Origin of the sequence: Chryseobacterium sp. KLBC 52 (assembly GCF_003347605.1) — a bacterium.
GTDB lineage: Bacteria > Bacteroidota > Bacteroidia > Flavobacteriales > Weeksellaceae > Chryseobacterium.
The window spans coordinates 157,641-172,799 of record NZ_QDFZ01000004.1 but is presented as its reverse complement, the minus strand read 5'-3'; the positions used below and the strand labels follow the sequence as shown (position 1 = coordinate 172,799).

The following is a 15,159-nucleotide window of genomic DNA, read 5'->3' as shown; positions in this document are numbered from 1 at the left end:
TGTACAATTTTCACCCCAACAGAAATGTCATATTAAATTTCATTAAAAATATCACCATTTATGGAAATATTATTTTATACTTCATCCATTAATGCTTAAATTTGAATAAAACTATTCATTTTAAAATATATAACATGAAATTCAATTTATTTTCGGGAAGCCCATCCTCATTAAAGGCCGGATTGATGGCTTTATTTTTATTTTCTGCCAGCACCATGTCATTAGCACAAAACAGAATTTATGCACACGCACAAAGCTCCGGGGTCTTCGGAGTAGCCTGCCTGGGATGCCGTATAGACAATCCCCTTAATGCTGTAGGTGATAATGAAGATGACTATTCAACAATGGTATTGGGAACAGTGCTTTTGGGAGGAATTCAGCAAACGTTGATTTTCCCGGATCTGAGATCAGACACAAGGCTGGTAGTAGGAATCGGAACAGACAACATCCCTTTATCTGTACAGCTACTGAGCGGAGTAACGCTTGAAACGATGAATGGCGGCATGTCTAATGACGACCGCAGAACAATCGATGTAAGTCTACTAAAACTGGGCGCAACTCCTAACAGAGGTACAGTAGAATTCAAACCTGCAAAACCTTATGATGGGATAAGAATCGGATTAACTGGCGGTGTTCTCAGTCTTGGTGGTGGTTTCAGAATTTACTATGCTTATCAGGATCCATTGATGAACATTATGGCTCACAGTCAAAACGGACAAATTACCCTTGGTGGAAATGTTCCTCTAGAAGGATCGGAAGTTACTCTGTTCAATACTTCAGGAAAAGAAGTATTCCGCTCTGAATTGAGATCAAATACATTTGAGCCCAAACAACCGGAAGGCGTTTACATCATGAATGTACAAACGAAAGAAGGTAAAACCTATTCCAGAAAAATTGTAATCAAATAATTGAATCATTGATAAGATAAATACGGCAGACATCTCAAGCTTGCCGTATTTTTTTCATTCATTTTCAAACCGATAGAAACCAGACCTCGCCTTAAATAATAATAAATTATTAATTGTAAATATCAATAAATTATTAACAATTCACATAATTATGAAATAAAATAAGCAACATAATTATTTTATTTATAAATTTACAAAAAAAGCTAAAACCAAAATTTTTCTACATATGAAAACTTATTTATTACTTAGCCAACGCACGATCAAAGCTGCAATTCTGGCATCATCCTTATTTTTAACCAGCACAATGTCTTTTGCTCAGATTGTCAAAACCTATGCAAGCAGCCAGACCAGCCAGGTTCTTGGAGTTTGTTTAGGTTGTGGTGTATTGAATCCTGAGAATGCTGTTGGAAGCAACGAAAATGACTATTCTACGTTGCAGGTTTCAGTGGGTCTTCTTGCAAGAACGGAGCAGACACTAATCTTCCCAACTACCAATATTGCAAACAATACCAACAAACTTGTTCTTGCTATTGGTTCCAACGGAACTCCACTATCTGCTCAGGTATTGGGCGGAGCCTCTATTGAAACATTTAATGGAGATGTTTCCAATAACGATTACACAAGTCTTGCCACAAAGCTGATCAACCTTGGAGCTGGAGATCCAAGCAAAGGTGAAATTGAGATGACGATGAACATTCCTTTTGACCGCATCAAAATTAATGTTAACTCAGGATTATTGAATATTGGCGGAGAGCTTAGAGTATATTATGCTTACCAATACAAAGATCCTTTTATCAATTTCATGGCGCACAGCAAGGATGGACAGTTTACTCTGGATAAAAATGTTTCTGCTGAAGGGTCAGAGGTAACTCTTACCAATACCTCAGGAAAAGAAGTATACCGCTCCAAGCTGACATCAAATTCTTTTGAAACCAAACAGCCGCAAGGAGTATATATTATGAAACTTCAGACAAAAGAAGGAAAAACATACTCTAAAAAAGTGATTATTAAATAAAAAAGATACATAACACATTGAACCCGGCAAGCTTTACAAGCTTGCCGGGTTTTTATTTTCCCATGGATTAGCATATCCCATATAAAATCATATTGAGGATCAAAAAAACCTCTGATCAAAATTGACCAGAGGCTTTATTAACAAGATTACTATCTGCAATAGTATTAGTTTTTGATTAATTTTTGCTGGTATACTGCTTTTTCTGTAACAGCCTTTAAAATATAAATACCCTTTGGAAGCGCAGTTACGTTAATCTGCCCGTTGTTCAGCTGAGCATTAACTACTCTACCTGATGCATCATAAATAGAAACATTCTGGATTTTCTCCTGAGTTTTAATGGTAAGAATATCAGTAACCGGATTCGGATAAATGCTGAATTCCAGTTTCTTCACCTCAGCAGTCGCCAAAGTGGAAGCCGTACTGTTTACTGTAAGTGTTTTTTCCACAAGCTTACCATTTGAGTTAAAACTGATCACAATATCAGATGTCCCTGAAACAAGTGGTGTCAGAACCAGTTCATCATTCTCATTAATCACAGCAGAAACGATTGTAGGATTGCTGTTTGATTTGATTGACTTTACTACTGACACAGCCAGATTATCAGCATCAGAAACTACTGATTTCAGATCAATCGTTGTTGTGTTTCCGGCAGTAACCTGTGAAGGTAAAACGTTACTTACAACAGGAACTGAATTATTGGTAAATACCGTCAGCGAAGGGAACCAATAGTAGTCGTTCAGAGTTTTCGTATTGATAAGCGCACCAGTCATATCATAGGTATGAATCCAGTTTTTCTGATAGTGTGCTCCATATCCGCTTTCTGTGGTATTCAGAACCAATTCTCCGGTAATAGGGTTTACACGAAGAGCTGCTCCGTACGGAATTTGTTTAAACTGACCTGTTTGTCCAGGAATGGCAGCAAAGTTTTCATTAAATGTTTTCGTTGTTACATCGAATCTTACGATCTGTGTTCCTGAGCTCCAGCTGTTGATCGAATTGATCCAGTATAAAGCATTCTCTTTACCACTTGCTGAAAATTTACCAGCATTCCATGCTCCCCAGTCTCCGATATACTTTGTAGTTGGGATATTGTAAATCTGTGTTGCAAAAGTGGTAGGATTGATACTGATCAGTTTCTGATCCTGAATTCCCCATACACTTCCGTCTTTAGCCTGAGCAACTGAATAGAAACCTCCGGCAACAGTACTCACAATCGTATCTGTATTAGGATTAATTACTAAAATTCCTACTCCTTGCTTCACAGCAAAAACATATTGTGAAGTACGGATCATATTTCCGATCTGCCCGTTTCCACCTGTACCGGTAATTAGAGAACCTACCTGTAAATTATCAATATTGAAAGTAACAATTCCAGTGGAAGTTCCGATATATCCTTTATGTTCATTTACTCCTACAAATGATCTACCATCACCACCTCCGATAGTATTGAAACCCGCAAGTTTCTGCATGGTCTGCGCATTGGCTACGACCAATCTACCTCCAGGAGTATATTGAGTATCTCCTCCATCAGCAGCTTGTTTTGAAACGAAATAGAATTTATCACCATAGATCGTTCCGTATTGTGTAGTTGCACCGAAAGCCTGATTATTATTGGCATTACTGTACACACGGTAATTGATCTGTCCGTTATTATCAATGAAGTTTACGGAACCGTTGGTATGGCCAAACCATTCTTCGTTCACCATAAAATATCCGTTGGTATAGTTTGTAGAAGCTACATATGGAGAAACCGGAGTCATGGTAGAAGAAACAGGTGTCTCATTAAATCCTACATTGAAATTCCAGACATCCCAGGAACCGTTTTCCAATACACGTGAAGAAGCTCCAACATTGGAATATCCGAAATCAGCATCTGCAGGATTCTTTACCCAATATGACCAGTACCCGTTAACCGTCCATCCGGACTGCCAGTGGTCGTTGGCCGCATCTACAATCGTGTAGCTGTCAAAATCATAAGCTGTCGTATTGACAAAACCATTTACCGGATATAACGGATACGTAGTATTTCCGCTTTTGATCAGTGCATTGGTTCCCTGACCGTTAAGGTCAAAACCAATTCCTCCGACAGCTGATCCAAACTGTGTTCCCTGATACAAGAGTGTATATAATCTGTGATCTGCTTTAGCAATAGCTTTCAGCATGTCTTCTCCGGTAGCATTTCCGTTCCATTTGAATCCCCAAACCATGGCATCAGGGTTTTTACTGTCGTTCCACTGTACTACAAAAGCAGCCTGATTGGTTCCTGATCCTACCCAATACTGAATATCAGAAAAACTGATAGTCGTAGTATTAAGTTTGCTGATCCCTGAAATATCATTTCTGGGCACACCCTGAACTTTTATCTGTGCATTCGATACGCATGCAAACAGAAAAAGCATCATAAAAAGATAAAACTTTTTCATTTTTTATTAATTTAAATAGATTGTATTATTGAATTATTATTTAAAATGCAGATCGTAAGCTCCCGCTACTTCTGTAGAAACTTCTCCCAGCCATCCTGCTTCCTGATTGACTCCTGTATATATTTTCATAAAGTCTACTCCCGGAAGTTTCACATATTTTCCGTTTCTGTCTACCGCCCAGGAAATATCAATATTAGAGGCTTCATCATTATTCGGAGCATTGTCTGCATATCCGAACTCATATGATTTTCCTACCCAATACGACCCGTCACCGTTCTGATCGTAAAAATTATTTGCCAGTCTGGTTCCTGAAAAGCTGTAAGAAGCATCTGTAAACCATAAAGGATAATAGCTCTGGGCGTGAAAAGTATTCTTTGTTTTAAACCCCTGATTTCCCAGATTGTCATTCCATTTGATATACTCCACGTCGGTCTGCCAGAATTCAGTTCCGGGTACAGGTGCTTTATTTTCGTTAGGTTTATGATAGGTGATGCTGTAGTCTTTAACTGTAGCATTTTTGAAATACTCGCTGCCTGCAATTTCATACCATTCATCATTATCCGGCTTCCCATTTTTATTTCTGTCGTAGGCCACCATAATAATTCCCGGTTCACAAGATCCTGAACGTTGATCTGCGGCATCATTTCCAAAGAATGCATTTCCCAGTACTTTAAAATCACGTCCATTCAGATTGGGAATGGTGTGATCAAAACCGAACACTACATATCCGCCATATCCACCCAGACTGATCATGGTAGAGTTCCCTCCTACCAACGATTCGTTGGCTTTTTGAAGCATATTCGCTGTGGTATTTCCAGGTAAATATTCCGGAATTTCGTTCATGAACTGCCCTACAGCAGGGCGGAACTCCAATACTTTGGAAATATATTTACTATAAGGTGTTTTTTCTTTGGTAACAATGATTTTAGAATGAAAAATCTGCTCGTTTCCTTTATTGTTAATCTTTAAAGTCAAAGGATACGCATCTGCAGTAGGACTGATGAATTCAAGTTCTGAATTTTGAGAGATAATAGAATCATTAATACTCCATGTAACCGATCCTGAGGCATTGGTAGGAATACTCAAAACCTTTAAACGTTCAATGGTATAGGAATCATCAAGCCCATTAAATGTAAATTCATCTTCATCATCATGTTTACAGGCTATCACTCCTACAAGGAAGCAGGATAGAAATCCGATTTTCAAATAGGTAAAGCTATTTCTGTTCATTTCTTAAAGTTTGGTTATTTGTATAAAAAAGCGAAGTGGGCAGGGATATTTCCGCCCTCCGTTTTCCATTTAAAGTGTCCGTTTTTATCGAAGCAATACACAAATCCCATGGATACATAATTTCTGGCATCTGTCATGTAGATATCTTCTGTGATGGGGTTTACAGCAATTCCATAAGGGGTTTTAATGGCATCTTCATATTCTTTATCAAAAATTCTGTTGGCGATGATCTGTTCTGTTTTCACATCAATGATTCCAAATGTTTTTTTATAACTGTGGGTATTGTAATTGAATTCATTCCCATAGAAATACAGTTTATCATTCACGATCGTCATTTCGCTCACAGAGAGATTGAAATTTTTCTTCACAGTTCCTGTAGCTGCATCTATTAAATACAAACTGGAAGGAACATTATAATAATCTCCTCTTGAGGTTACATAGAGATCACCGTAATTATCTTTTTTAATATGGTGAAGATTGATGGCAACATTTATTTTTTTAAGTTCTGTAAAAGTATTTAGATCGATGACGGAAACTGTATTGTCGTAATCGGGAGCTTTATATCCTCCGGAGTTGGCAACAAACAATTGATTACCCACAATTTCCATTTCTTCCGGCTGATATCCTACCACCACTTCACGCTGGATGGAAAGAGAAGTGGTATCAATTTCAACTACTTTTCCTTTAGGGGCTTTGGGGTTAATGGCTACTGGTCCGGCATAACTGCTGGCATAAGCTTTCCCGTCTTTGAAAGCCAGATATCTGCAGTTTTGTAATGGAATAGAAGTAATACGTTTGGCTGTTTTGGCATCCAGCACTTCAATTTTATTGGAAACATTGACAACGATATAAAGTTTGCTTCCGTACACTTTGATATCATTTCCTACATCTCCCAACTCTTTTACGACATTGGGGTTGATTTCTGCGTAAATATTCCGGTAATAGGTTCCTTTGGTATAATCAAAAAAATCCAGGGTACATTTATTACTTCCCATGTTTCCTTCATTGAGCATATAAAAGCCTTTTATTGCTGTATTTTCTGAAGGGAGTCCTTCCACCACTTCCTGACGGACAATAATTTCATCTGTACGGCATGAGGCAAGAAAAGCTAATACCAGAAATAAAAAATAAAAGTTTAGTTTTCTCATAGGGTGAAGTTTAGAATAAGTTTAAAATTTCTTCCGGGCATCGGATAATTGAGGACAACATCATAGTATTGATTGAAAATATTATTCATCTCAAGGCTTACTTTAAATTGATGATTTGCCCAGTTGAATTTTTTCTGAACAGAGAGATCGTGCGTATACCAGGGCTGAACATAATTGTATTGAATGTTATCCTGATTCACATCATATCTTTCTCCTACGTACATCGCACTGTAATTGAAACTCCAGTCTTTATAATCCGCCATCAGACTGAAAGATCCACTGTGCCATGGGGTATAAGGAATCTGATTGCGGTAGAAAGTATCTTCCGGATCACTGATATCTCTCGCACTTTGGTATGTATAAGAAAGCAAAGGTCGGAGGGTTACTTTTCCAAGCTGCATTTCAGTCTGTACATTCACATCAGCTCCAATGATTTCAACCAATCCAAGGTTCATCATCAGCCAGCGGAACATGCTTCCGTTTGGAGCAGCTACAATTTTGTCCTGTACTTTATTGTAATAACCGTCTACTTTAGCATAAAAAGTTTTAAAAAGACGGTTGTTATAATTCTTCTGATAAGTAAATCCTACATCATATTGATTGGTGAATTCCGGTTTCAGGTAGGTATTTCCGATATTGGTATAATACAAATCATTGAAGGTCGGAAGTCTGAAAATTCTTTTATAGAAAGCCCTTAGAGTAAGCTCCGGAATTTTTTCCGGCTGATAGCTCATAAAAACAGCAGGCGTCCACTCTCTGGCATCTCCCGGTCTTTTATTTTTTCTAACTTCTTCAAATGTAAAGGTTCCTAAAAGGCTTCCCAGAATTTTGAATCTGTTCCACTGATAGGTTGTCGCTAATGCTACCAATGTAGTGTAGCGGGTAGGATAAGAAAAGTTATCCAGATTCGCATCCAGATTATTATACTGAAAATCACCACTCAGGCTGACATCCCAATTGGGCGTGATTGAGTAAATATTGGATGAGGAAAGATAGAGTTCTCGTTGGATATAGGTATTATCGGTATAAATAATAGACTGCGAACGAACCGTATCCATAAAATGGGTATAATCATAAGCGAATTTTGCTTTCAGCTGAGTTTCAAATTTCGGGAACAGTTTTTTTCTCAGATTAGCCTGTACAAAATAATTTTCATCGGAAAGCCTCGCTCCTCTTCCTCCGAAACGTCCATTCACAATAGGTGCCGGCATTCCGCGGTTTGAAATATAACCGTAGCCACGGATATTCCAGCTTCCGTTATTTAAAGTTCCGTTGAGAGAGGTTTCAAAACGTTTTGCCCGAATATCTGAATCATGTCTCTTTGCAATGGTATCATAAGCCTGTTGTCCATCAGGATATTTCTTGGCATAACGAAATCTGTAAATTCCATCACTCTGCATAAATTCTCCACTGAAGCTGGCAGAAATCCTGTCAGAAATCTTCTGTTCCAATCGGAATGACGGATTAAAGAGATCAATAGATGCGCTTTTTGCCCTTATCACGAGATTGGTTTTTCTATTTCCTTTAAACACAGGTGTTTTAGGCTGTAAATAAATAGAACCCGAAGAACCAAAGTCTTTTGCCGGCTGAAAAATTTCACTTTTCTGACCGTTGTACAATGATATTTCTTCCAGATCGTCTAAAGAATATCGTCCAAGATCCACCAGCCCATTTTGGGCATTTCCTAATTGAATTCCATCATAGAAAACCCCTACATGCTGGCTTCCCATGCTTCGGATATTAATAGTTTTCAAACCACCCAATCCGCCGTAATCTTTAATCTGAACACCTGAAAAATATCGTAAAGCATCTGCAACGGAATGACTGTTCAGTCTTTCCAACTGCTCACCCTGTAGGATTTGTGCCGGGAGGATTTCTTTAAAATTCTTTTTGTAAAGATTGATTCCTTTAATAGTCTCTTCCTGAAGGCTGTCTTTTTTCCTGTTTTGAGAAGACAAAAGTTGAGATGTGATCACCAATATTGTGAAAACAGCTTTATGAATTGCAGAAGTAGTTAGTTTTGTCGCCATTAGCTCATTTAGGGTAATGAAGACGCTAATGGGGTATAAGAATACAACGACAAAGCACAGCTGTCACTGCACAGAATCATTGATGTCCTAAGCTTTATTCCACGAAAGCGTCAAACGATTATTTTCTGGCAGGTCTTCTGACTTACTCCATTTTTGAAATCCTTCCCATTAAAAAACAGTGGATATATTTTTCAAAAACTTTGGTTCGGAGCTTACAGCAGCGGGTCTGTTCCGGATTTTCACCGGATTCCCTTTTAAGAGCTTTTTAGGGCTCACCAAATTTCGGCAAAGATAGATAATTATTCCTAATCCCCAATTAAAATCATGATTCATAAACAATTAAAGCTCCCGAAGGAGCTTTAACATCATTTATTGGGGTGCCACTTTAAATTCCAATATTCAGGAAAACACTGAATCTCGATTTAGCTTCAATATCTCCTCCCGCCAGATGAGTGTACATGGGAAGCATGATTTCACTTCCCAGGCTCAGCTTTTTATAAGAGGCTTCAAATCCCAGCTTTCCATACAAAGCACTTCCTGCAGTATTGGGCAGGGCTTCATCAAATTGTTTGTTCTGAGCGTAGACTTCACCCTGAACTCCCGTTTTTACAGAAAAAATAGATTTCTCATTTCCTGCAACCTGATAAAAACCCGTTGCAGCATAGTTCCATTGGTTTCCAAAACGGTAATTTTTTTTATTCTCTGTTTTGATCGTATAGTCTGTATTGACCAATACGGCTACTTTATTTTTCTGAAATTTATAATTCAAAGCTGCCTGATAATCCCAGCTTCCGGTTCCCAGCTGAAAACTCGGATTCACTCCGGATGCTCCTTTTTCATCAAACTTCCCAAGTGGAATTTTCACGCCCAAACCTCCGCTAAGGTGATGGAAATTATCTTTAGAGCTCATCAGCTGGTAAATTCCCATCAGGTTCAGATCTCCTATTCCATTGATTCTGATATCACCCTGGAGGGTTTTCTTTTCATGAAAATGGAATGGAAGGCTCGCATACACACTCAGCTTTTTAGTCAATGGAATTTTTCCCCACAGCTGAAGCGTATTGAAATACTGATCCTGGGTAAGGTCTTTTACAAATAAGTTCTCTTTCGCTTTATAATGCTGGGCAAAGTATTTGATTCCGATAAACTGCGGGTTCAGTAAAGATTCAAACCCGGAAGATCCGTTTCCTGCTGCACAGCCACAGGCATCACAATCATCATCAAAATCGAATCTGTTAAGCGTTTCGGGAGCAACATAAGCACTGTCTCTGATGGTTTTTGCCTGATACTGATTCAACAGGATCAAACTTAGTATCACTATAATCTTCTTCATGTCTTCTATAAATTATTCTGCAAATTTTGGATTGGATATAAAACTTTTATCTGATAATGTTTTCAGGAACGCAATGATAGATTGTTTTTCCTGACTGCTCATGGCAATTCCCACATGGCCGTTCTGCTTAAGCTGAGGATCAAGATTGGCATTATCTTCCACCTGATCTGAATAGAAGTTAAGTACTGCCTCTAAGGTGTAAAACCTTCCGTCATGCATATAAGGTGCGGTATATTCCACATTTCTTAAACTGGGAACACGGAATTTCATCCAGTCGACCTGGTTGAGAGTAACTCTGTATCGCCCGGCATCTTTGAATTCCGTATTATAATACATTCCTGTGTTTCTGAAACTCTCATCAGTAAATAATTCTCCGCTATGACAGGAAGCACATTTCTGATTGAATAATGCCATTCCCTGAGATTCTGCCGAAGTCAACTGTTCTTTTCCCTGTCTGAATCTGTCATATTTTGAATCTGCAGAAATTAAAGAAGCCATAAACTGTGATAATGCTTTTAAAATTCTTTCGCCGGTAATGGTTTCGTCTCCATAAGCTTCTCTGAACAGTTTTTTATACTTATGATCATCTTTTATTTTCGAAATAGCTTCCGGTATGGAGCTATCCATTTCATTGACGTCGGTAATCGGGCTGATGGGTTGTTCATTCAGATTATGAATCACTCCGTCCCACATATATCTTTTCAAAAAAGCCATATTCTGGAGGGGTGGTGCATTTCTTATTCCTATTCTGTCATCCACACCATGGCTCACCGTATGACCATGATGGGTAAAAGCATTTTCCTGAATATGACAGAAACCGCATGAAATGGTATTATTTCTTGAAAGTCTGCCTTCATAGAATAATTTTCTTCCCAGCTCCACGCCGTTTTTAGTCACCGGATTGATCGATTTATCAAAAGTCATTTCCGGAAAATAAGAGGGAAGCTGCAGGTTATAGGCTTCATCTTTTTCCAGTGGCTGTATCACCTCATCAGAACAGGAAATACAGCTTAATACCAATACAAACAGAACCAATAATGTTTTTAAAAAGAAATTAATCATTGTGAACGTGGTCTACTTTAAACATTTTTGTGAGATTGTTGGTAACATCCACCAGGTGTTGGTTGGAGCCCATCAGCATGTCATTAGCTGTAGTAAGAGTAAGCGCTTTATCTCCGCTCAAAAATTGGTTCAGGTCTGCCAGAATATGAACAGAAGGACGAATTTTTGCCGTCACCCTTGCCGTTGTCGGAAGATTCAATGTGATTTCACGGTATAAATCAGGCTGCTGATTAGCAGTAACATTTCCCATATTGCCGGTATGGTTCATGAATTCTTTTGAAGGGGTATCATTCCCGTATTTCCCTTCCAGTTTTACAAAAACATAACCCGCTGCCCATGACCATGACATTCCCTTCTGCTTGGCTTTTGTCCAGAATTCAGCCTGCCCGTCCTGTCCCAGCAAGTACGCTTTTTGACTCACACCTAATCCGAATCTTATTTTTTTGTAGTTGTTTTTCGGAACGCCATCCAGATTAAGATAAACAATTCCGGCTACAGCATCTGCCTGATCTACGATAAAAGCACCTTTATCAGGGTTGTTTTCATTGTATTTAAACTCATTTCCGTTTTCGTCGATCAATGCAATATTACTGATGACATATTTTAAGGCAGAAAAGTTATGCTTTTGTCCGTTGGAAGAGGTCTGAACCGTCTGATTCAAAACGATGTCTCCTACATTATTAAATCCGTTTTCAAATTTGATCTGAAGTTTCCCAGGGGTAGTATCCTGGGGATTTTCGTCATCCCTGCTGCTTTCGCAGGCTACAAAAGAGAATAAAGTAAAGGCAATAAAGAATAGTGATAAAAATTTATAAATTTTCATTGTTGATTTTTTAAGTTGAATTATAATTTGAATGGCTTTTTTACCACAAAAGACACAAAAGTTTTTACACTTAAGTTGATCAAGTGGTAAGTTTTATGCACAATAAGAACACTTAAGCCTTTTTATTTGTCAATGCTTTTGTGACTTTTGTACTTGAATCGTGATCGTTTAACTTAAAAAACCGGTGGTTTGAAAATATGGGTAAGAAACAGAAAAGAATAAGCTGTTTCGTAGGTAAAATTGAAATTGAAAAACGAAATTTTTCCAGTAGTGTTGATCTCTGTAGTCTCCGGCAGAATATAGGTATCGAGAACTTTCTGTCCTGAGTTTTTGAGTTTCTGAAAAGGTGAAGATTCAGAATCATAGGTTTTGGACAGTTCTTTACTCAGGTAACATTTTCCGTTACAGTGAATCTCTGGCCTGGATTTATTAATACAGAGAACTTTAACAATATAATCATAATTTACAGCATACTCTACCATAGGTACTAAAGGTCTTAGCACCATATAGAAGGTAAAAAGTATGCTGTACAATATTTTCATCAGATTATTTCTTGCTTATCGCTTCGTCATATCTTCTGCTGATTTCTTTCCAGTTGGTCACATTCCAGATCGCGGTAAGATAATCTGCTCTTTTATTCTGATATTTCAAATAATAAGCATGCTCCCATACATCAATTCCGAAGATAGGAGTTCCCTTTTCTTCTACTACATCCATTAAAGGATTGTCCTGGTTAGGAGTAGAGGAAACAAACAATTTCCCATCTTTTCCTACAGAAAGCCAGGCCCATCCGGAACCAAAACGGTCTGCTCCTGCTTTGCTCATTTTTTCTTTAAAAGCATCCATGCTTCCGAAAGTTTCAGTGATGGCCTTTGCTAATTTTGCTGAAGGCTGCGTGTTTTTCTGAGGCGTAAGAACCGTCCAGAACAATTCGTGGTTGTAATGTCCTCCTGCGTTATTTCTTACAGCAGCAGGCAGTTTTGAAGCATTGGAAAGAATCTGAAACAAAGTTTCTTTTTCCTGTGGAGTTCCTGCAATGGCCTTATTCAAATTGGTGGCATAAGCCGCTCCATGTTTTGAATAGTGAATTTCCATCGTTTGGGCATCAATATTTCCTTCCAGAGCATTATAAGCATATGGCAGAGGCGTTTGCTTAAACTGAGCCAGTGTAAACTGAGCCGCGAAAACTGCACTTAGAGCAGCTATTTTCAAAATCTTCATAATTTCTTTGTTTATGGTTGAACAATGTTTTCTTATTAAGCGGGAGGATGGGTGATGGAAGCTGGAAGTTACTGATGTCATAACCTAACTTCTTCAACTTCTATTTGCTTTTATAGCCATCTCAAAAAACTGCTAGAGCTTCACCGTCCGGAATAACTTCCAGATCCTAGCATCCAGCTCCCCTCCTCTCTATTTCAATAATTTCTTAATATCCTCGATCAGGATTTCTCTGTCCGGGTGATATTTTCCTGTCAGCATGGGTGTTTTACCTTCCGGATCTTCGTAATTCAATCCTGAATAATACAGAATAGGCATGTTTTCTTTATTGTATCTGCATCGGATATTTCCTTCCTGATCTACCAGCGCAATCATTCCGCTGTGGTTCAGGCTTTCTCCTTCATCTTCTTTATCACCTACGTAGATATTAAATTGATTAGCAAGATTTCCAATATAGGCACGATCACCGGTCAGGAAATGCCAGTTCGGAGATTTTGCCCCTATTCTTTGAGCATGTTCTTTCAAGGCTTCCGGAGTATCATTTTCCGGATCGATACTGATAGAGATAATCCCGAAGTCCGGATCATTAATCTGGTTCTGAATCGCCTTCATATTAGTATTCATCACCGGGCATATAGTAGGGCATTTGCTAAAGAAAAATTCCACAAGATATACCTTTCCCAACATATCCTTATTGGTGATTTTTTTACTGTTCTGATCTGTAAGTTCAAAATCAGGAACTTTCATGACGGTATAAAGATTCTTTTTAAAATACCCCATTCCTACCCCTATTCCAAGGAAAAGCAATGCAAATAAAGCGATGGGTATAATCACTTTACTTTTATTATTGTTCTTTTTATTTTTGGGCATATTTCTCAGGGCTTTTTTTGAATTCATGTTTGCAGGATACACTGCAAAAACCATACGTTTTATTTTTATATACGGCTGTATCGTTAATAGATCCTGCCGTTTTCATGTGGCAGACAGGGTCTTCTTCATTTACTACCTGTACATTTTCTATTTTCTTTCCCGAAGAGTCCATATGGCTTGCATGCTTTACCTGAGGAGTTTCTTTGGCACACGACAGTAATGATATTGACAACAGGGCAGTCAAAATAATAGGAGATTTCATTTTAATGTTAAATTGAAATTAATAATGTTAAATAAAGTTATGATACAATAAACAAGTCTGAAAAAGCACAGCATTCCTCAAGAAGAACCGATGGATCTCTTATTGGTTACAATAGTTGATTTTTATTGCAGCATGTATCTTTAATGGCTTGTAATGAAAGCCTTTGCAAACTTCGTTTTTTTAAACTAACAATTTAGTTTAAAAAAAATTAAGCCAATGGAGGATGGAATATCCTGGAAAAGTATTCTGAAGAATGAGAATTAAAATAACTTGAATCGGGAATTTCAGTAAGCAATTCCGAGTTCAGTTGAGAGGAAAAGGAAAGGATATCATGAGCAATAAAAACATCCAAGCTTGCAATCTTTATGGTTTGGGAGCTATTGGACTGTTTTTCTGTTTTGGCCAGTTCTTTTTCCACATAGCATTTTCCTTTACAGGTTGATTGTGGTACATTTCTGTTCTCACAAAGGTTTTTCACAATATAATCATAGTTCATCGCATAATTTACCAATGGCAAAACGGGACGTAATGCAACGGTAAAGATGACGAATATGGAAATAAATAACCTCAACGATTTTGTTCTCTGTTACAAATATACTACTTCAAAACTGTTTTCTGGATGATTTATGATGAATGTCATTGGAAAGTTTTTATCTGTTACCTTTAAAATTTACAAAACTGTGGCTGTTACTATCATCATATTATCCCGAACTTTGAGTAGGTTAAGATCTGAAAATTTAGTTCTTTATATACAATTTAATCTTGTTAATAAAAACTCTGCTGATATTTTTGGCAGAGTTTTTTTTAAACACAACTATTTACCACCACATAATGAGC

At 37.9% G+C, this 15,159-nt stretch carries 14 protein-coding genes and 1 riboswitch; of the genes, 2 read left to right on the top strand and 12 right to left on the bottom strand.

Going from position 1 to position 15,159, the window contains the following annotated elements:
- The first annotated feature begins 134 nt into the window (after positions 1 to 134).
- The gene (locus tag DDF69_RS05595) at positions 135 to 908 is read left to right on the top strand and encodes a T9SS type A sorting domain-containing protein (RefSeq protein ID WP_114819914.1); all 774 of its coding nucleotides are present in this window, start codon (positions 135 to 137) and stop codon (positions 906 to 908) included.
- Between the two features lie 226 nt (positions 909 to 1,134).
- Positions 1,135 to 1,923 (top strand): T9SS type A sorting domain-containing protein, encoded by a 789-nt coding sequence (locus tag DDF69_RS05590; protein WP_114819913.1) that lies wholly within the window; start codon positions 1,135 to 1,137, stop codon positions 1,921 to 1,923.
- 164 nt (positions 1,924 to 2,087) lie between these two features.
- On the opposite strand, the gene DDF69_RS05585 is transcribed toward DDF69_RS05590, so the two are convergent.
- From DDF69_RS05585 to DDF69_RS05530, 12 genes are all read right to left on the bottom strand, one after another.
- Positions 2,088 to 4,346, bottom strand: a complete 2,259-nt coding sequence (locus DDF69_RS05585; protein ID WP_114819912.1) for a DUF5074 domain-containing protein — start codon at positions 4,344 to 4,346, stop codon at positions 2,088 to 2,090.
- Positions 4,347 to 4,382: 36 nt separating this feature from the next.
- The gene (locus DDF69_RS05580; protein ID WP_114819911.1) at positions 4,383 to 5,576 is read right to left on the bottom strand and encodes a cell surface protein; all 1,194 of its coding nucleotides are present in this window, start codon (positions 5,574 to 5,576) and stop codon (positions 4,383 to 4,385) included.
- A gap of 14 nt (positions 5,577 to 5,590) precedes the next feature.
- Positions 5,591 to 6,724: a YncE family protein gene (locus DDF69_RS05575; protein ID WP_114819910.1), complete on the bottom strand. Its 1,134-nt coding sequence runs from the start codon at positions 6,722 to 6,724 to the stop codon at positions 5,591 to 5,593.
- Positions 6,721 to 8,754 carry a TonB-dependent receptor plug domain-containing protein gene (locus tag DDF69_RS05570; protein WP_114819909.1) on the bottom strand — a complete coding sequence of 678 codons (2,034 nt, stop codon included), beginning with the start codon at positions 8,752 to 8,754 and terminating at the stop codon, positions 6,721 to 6,723. Before DDF69_RS05570 ends, DDF69_RS05575 begins: the two co-directional genes overlap by 4 nt.
- Positions 8,755 to 8,863: 109 nt before the next feature.
- A riboswitch (cobalamin riboswitch) is annotated at positions 8,864 to 9,049 on the bottom strand.
- Positions 9,050 to 9,139: 90 nt separating this feature from the next.
- Positions 9,140 to 10,087, bottom strand: a complete 948-nt coding sequence (locus DDF69_RS05565) for a transporter (protein WP_114819908.1) — start codon at positions 10,085 to 10,087, stop codon at positions 9,140 to 9,142.
- A 12-nt stretch (positions 10,088 to 10,099) separates the two neighbouring features.
- Positions 10,100 to 11,149 (bottom strand): cytochrome-c peroxidase, encoded by a 1,050-nt coding sequence (locus DDF69_RS05560; RefSeq protein WP_114819907.1) that lies wholly within the window; start codon positions 11,147 to 11,149, stop codon positions 10,100 to 10,102.
- Positions 11,142 to 11,972 (bottom strand): MbnP family protein, encoded by an 831-nt coding sequence (locus tag DDF69_RS05555; RefSeq protein WP_114819906.1) that lies wholly within the window; start codon positions 11,970 to 11,972, stop codon positions 11,142 to 11,144. Before DDF69_RS05555 ends, DDF69_RS05560 begins: the two co-directional genes overlap by 8 nt.
- Positions 11,973 to 12,145: 173 nt before the next feature.
- The gene (locus DDF69_RS05550) at positions 12,146 to 12,514 is read right to left on the bottom strand and encodes a hypothetical protein (protein ID WP_228411929.1); all 369 of its coding nucleotides are present in this window, start codon (positions 12,512 to 12,514) and stop codon (positions 12,146 to 12,148) included.
- Positions 12,515 to 12,518: 4 nt separating this feature from the next.
- Positions 12,519 to 13,193: a superoxide dismutase gene (locus tag DDF69_RS05545; protein WP_114819904.1), complete on the bottom strand. Its 675-nt coding sequence runs from the start codon at positions 13,191 to 13,193 to the stop codon at positions 12,519 to 12,521.
- Positions 13,194 to 13,382: 189 nt separating this feature from the next.
- Entirely contained in the window at positions 13,383 to 14,060 is a 678-nt protein-coding gene (locus DDF69_RS05540; protein WP_185144315.1) for an SCO family protein, read from the bottom strand.
- Positions 14,047 to 14,322 carry a YHS domain-containing protein gene (locus DDF69_RS22165; RefSeq protein ID WP_185144314.1) on the bottom strand — a complete coding sequence of 92 codons (276 nt, stop codon included), beginning with the start codon at positions 14,320 to 14,322 and terminating at the stop codon, positions 14,047 to 14,049. Before DDF69_RS22165 ends, DDF69_RS05540 begins: the two co-directional genes overlap by 14 nt.
- Positions 14,323 to 14,530: 208 nt before the next feature.
- The gene (locus DDF69_RS05530; protein ID WP_114819903.1) at positions 14,531 to 14,893 is read right to left on the bottom strand and encodes a hypothetical protein; all 363 of its coding nucleotides are present in this window, start codon (positions 14,891 to 14,893) and stop codon (positions 14,531 to 14,533) included.
- Positions 14,894 to 15,159 lie beyond the last annotated feature (266 nt).

Coding starts and splice junctions, on each gene's coding strand:
- DDF69_RS05570 (WP_114819909.1), bottom strand. CDS start 8,754: ATGGCGACAAAACTAACTACTTCTGCAATTCATAAAGCTGTTTTCACA.
- DDF69_RS05540 (WP_185144315.1), bottom strand. CDS start 14,060: ATGCCCAAAAATAAAAAGAACAATAATAAAAGTAAAGTGATTATACCC.
- DDF69_RS05565 (WP_114819908.1), bottom strand. CDS start 10,087: ATGAAGAAGATTATAGTGATACTAAGTTTGATCCTGTTGAATCAGTAT.
- DDF69_RS05560 (WP_114819907.1), bottom strand. CDS start 11,149: ATGATTAATTTCTTTTTAAAAACATTATTGGTTCTGTTTGTATTGGTA.
- DDF69_RS05575 (WP_114819910.1), bottom strand. CDS start 6,724: ATGAGAAAACTAAACTTTTATTTTTTATTTCTGGTATTAGCTTTTCTT.
- DDF69_RS05580 (WP_114819911.1), bottom strand. CDS start 5,576: ATGAACAGAAATAGCTTTACCTATTTGAAAATCGGATTTCTATCCTGC.
- DDF69_RS05550 (WP_228411929.1), bottom strand. CDS start 12,514: ATGAAAATATTGTACAGCATACTTTTTACCTTCTATATGGTGCTAAGA.
- DDF69_RS05595 (WP_114819914.1), top strand. CDS start 135: ATGAAATTCAATTTATTTTCGGGAAGCCCATCCTCATTAAAGGCCGGA.
- DDF69_RS05555 (WP_114819906.1), bottom strand. CDS start 11,972: ATGAAAATTTATAAATTTTTATCACTATTCTTTATTGCCTTTACTTTA.
- DDF69_RS05590 (WP_114819913.1), top strand. CDS start 1,135: ATGAAAACTTATTTATTACTTAGCCAACGCACGATCAAAGCTGCAATT.
- DDF69_RS22165 (WP_185144314.1), bottom strand. CDS start 14,322: ATGAAATCTCCTATTATTTTGACTGCCCTGTTGTCAATATCATTACTG.
- DDF69_RS05585 (WP_114819912.1), bottom strand. CDS start 4,346: ATGAAAAAGTTTTATCTTTTTATGATGCTTTTTCTGTTTGCATGCGTA.
- DDF69_RS05545 (WP_114819904.1), bottom strand. CDS start 13,193: ATGAAGATTTTGAAAATAGCTGCTCTAAGTGCAGTTTTCGCGGCTCAG.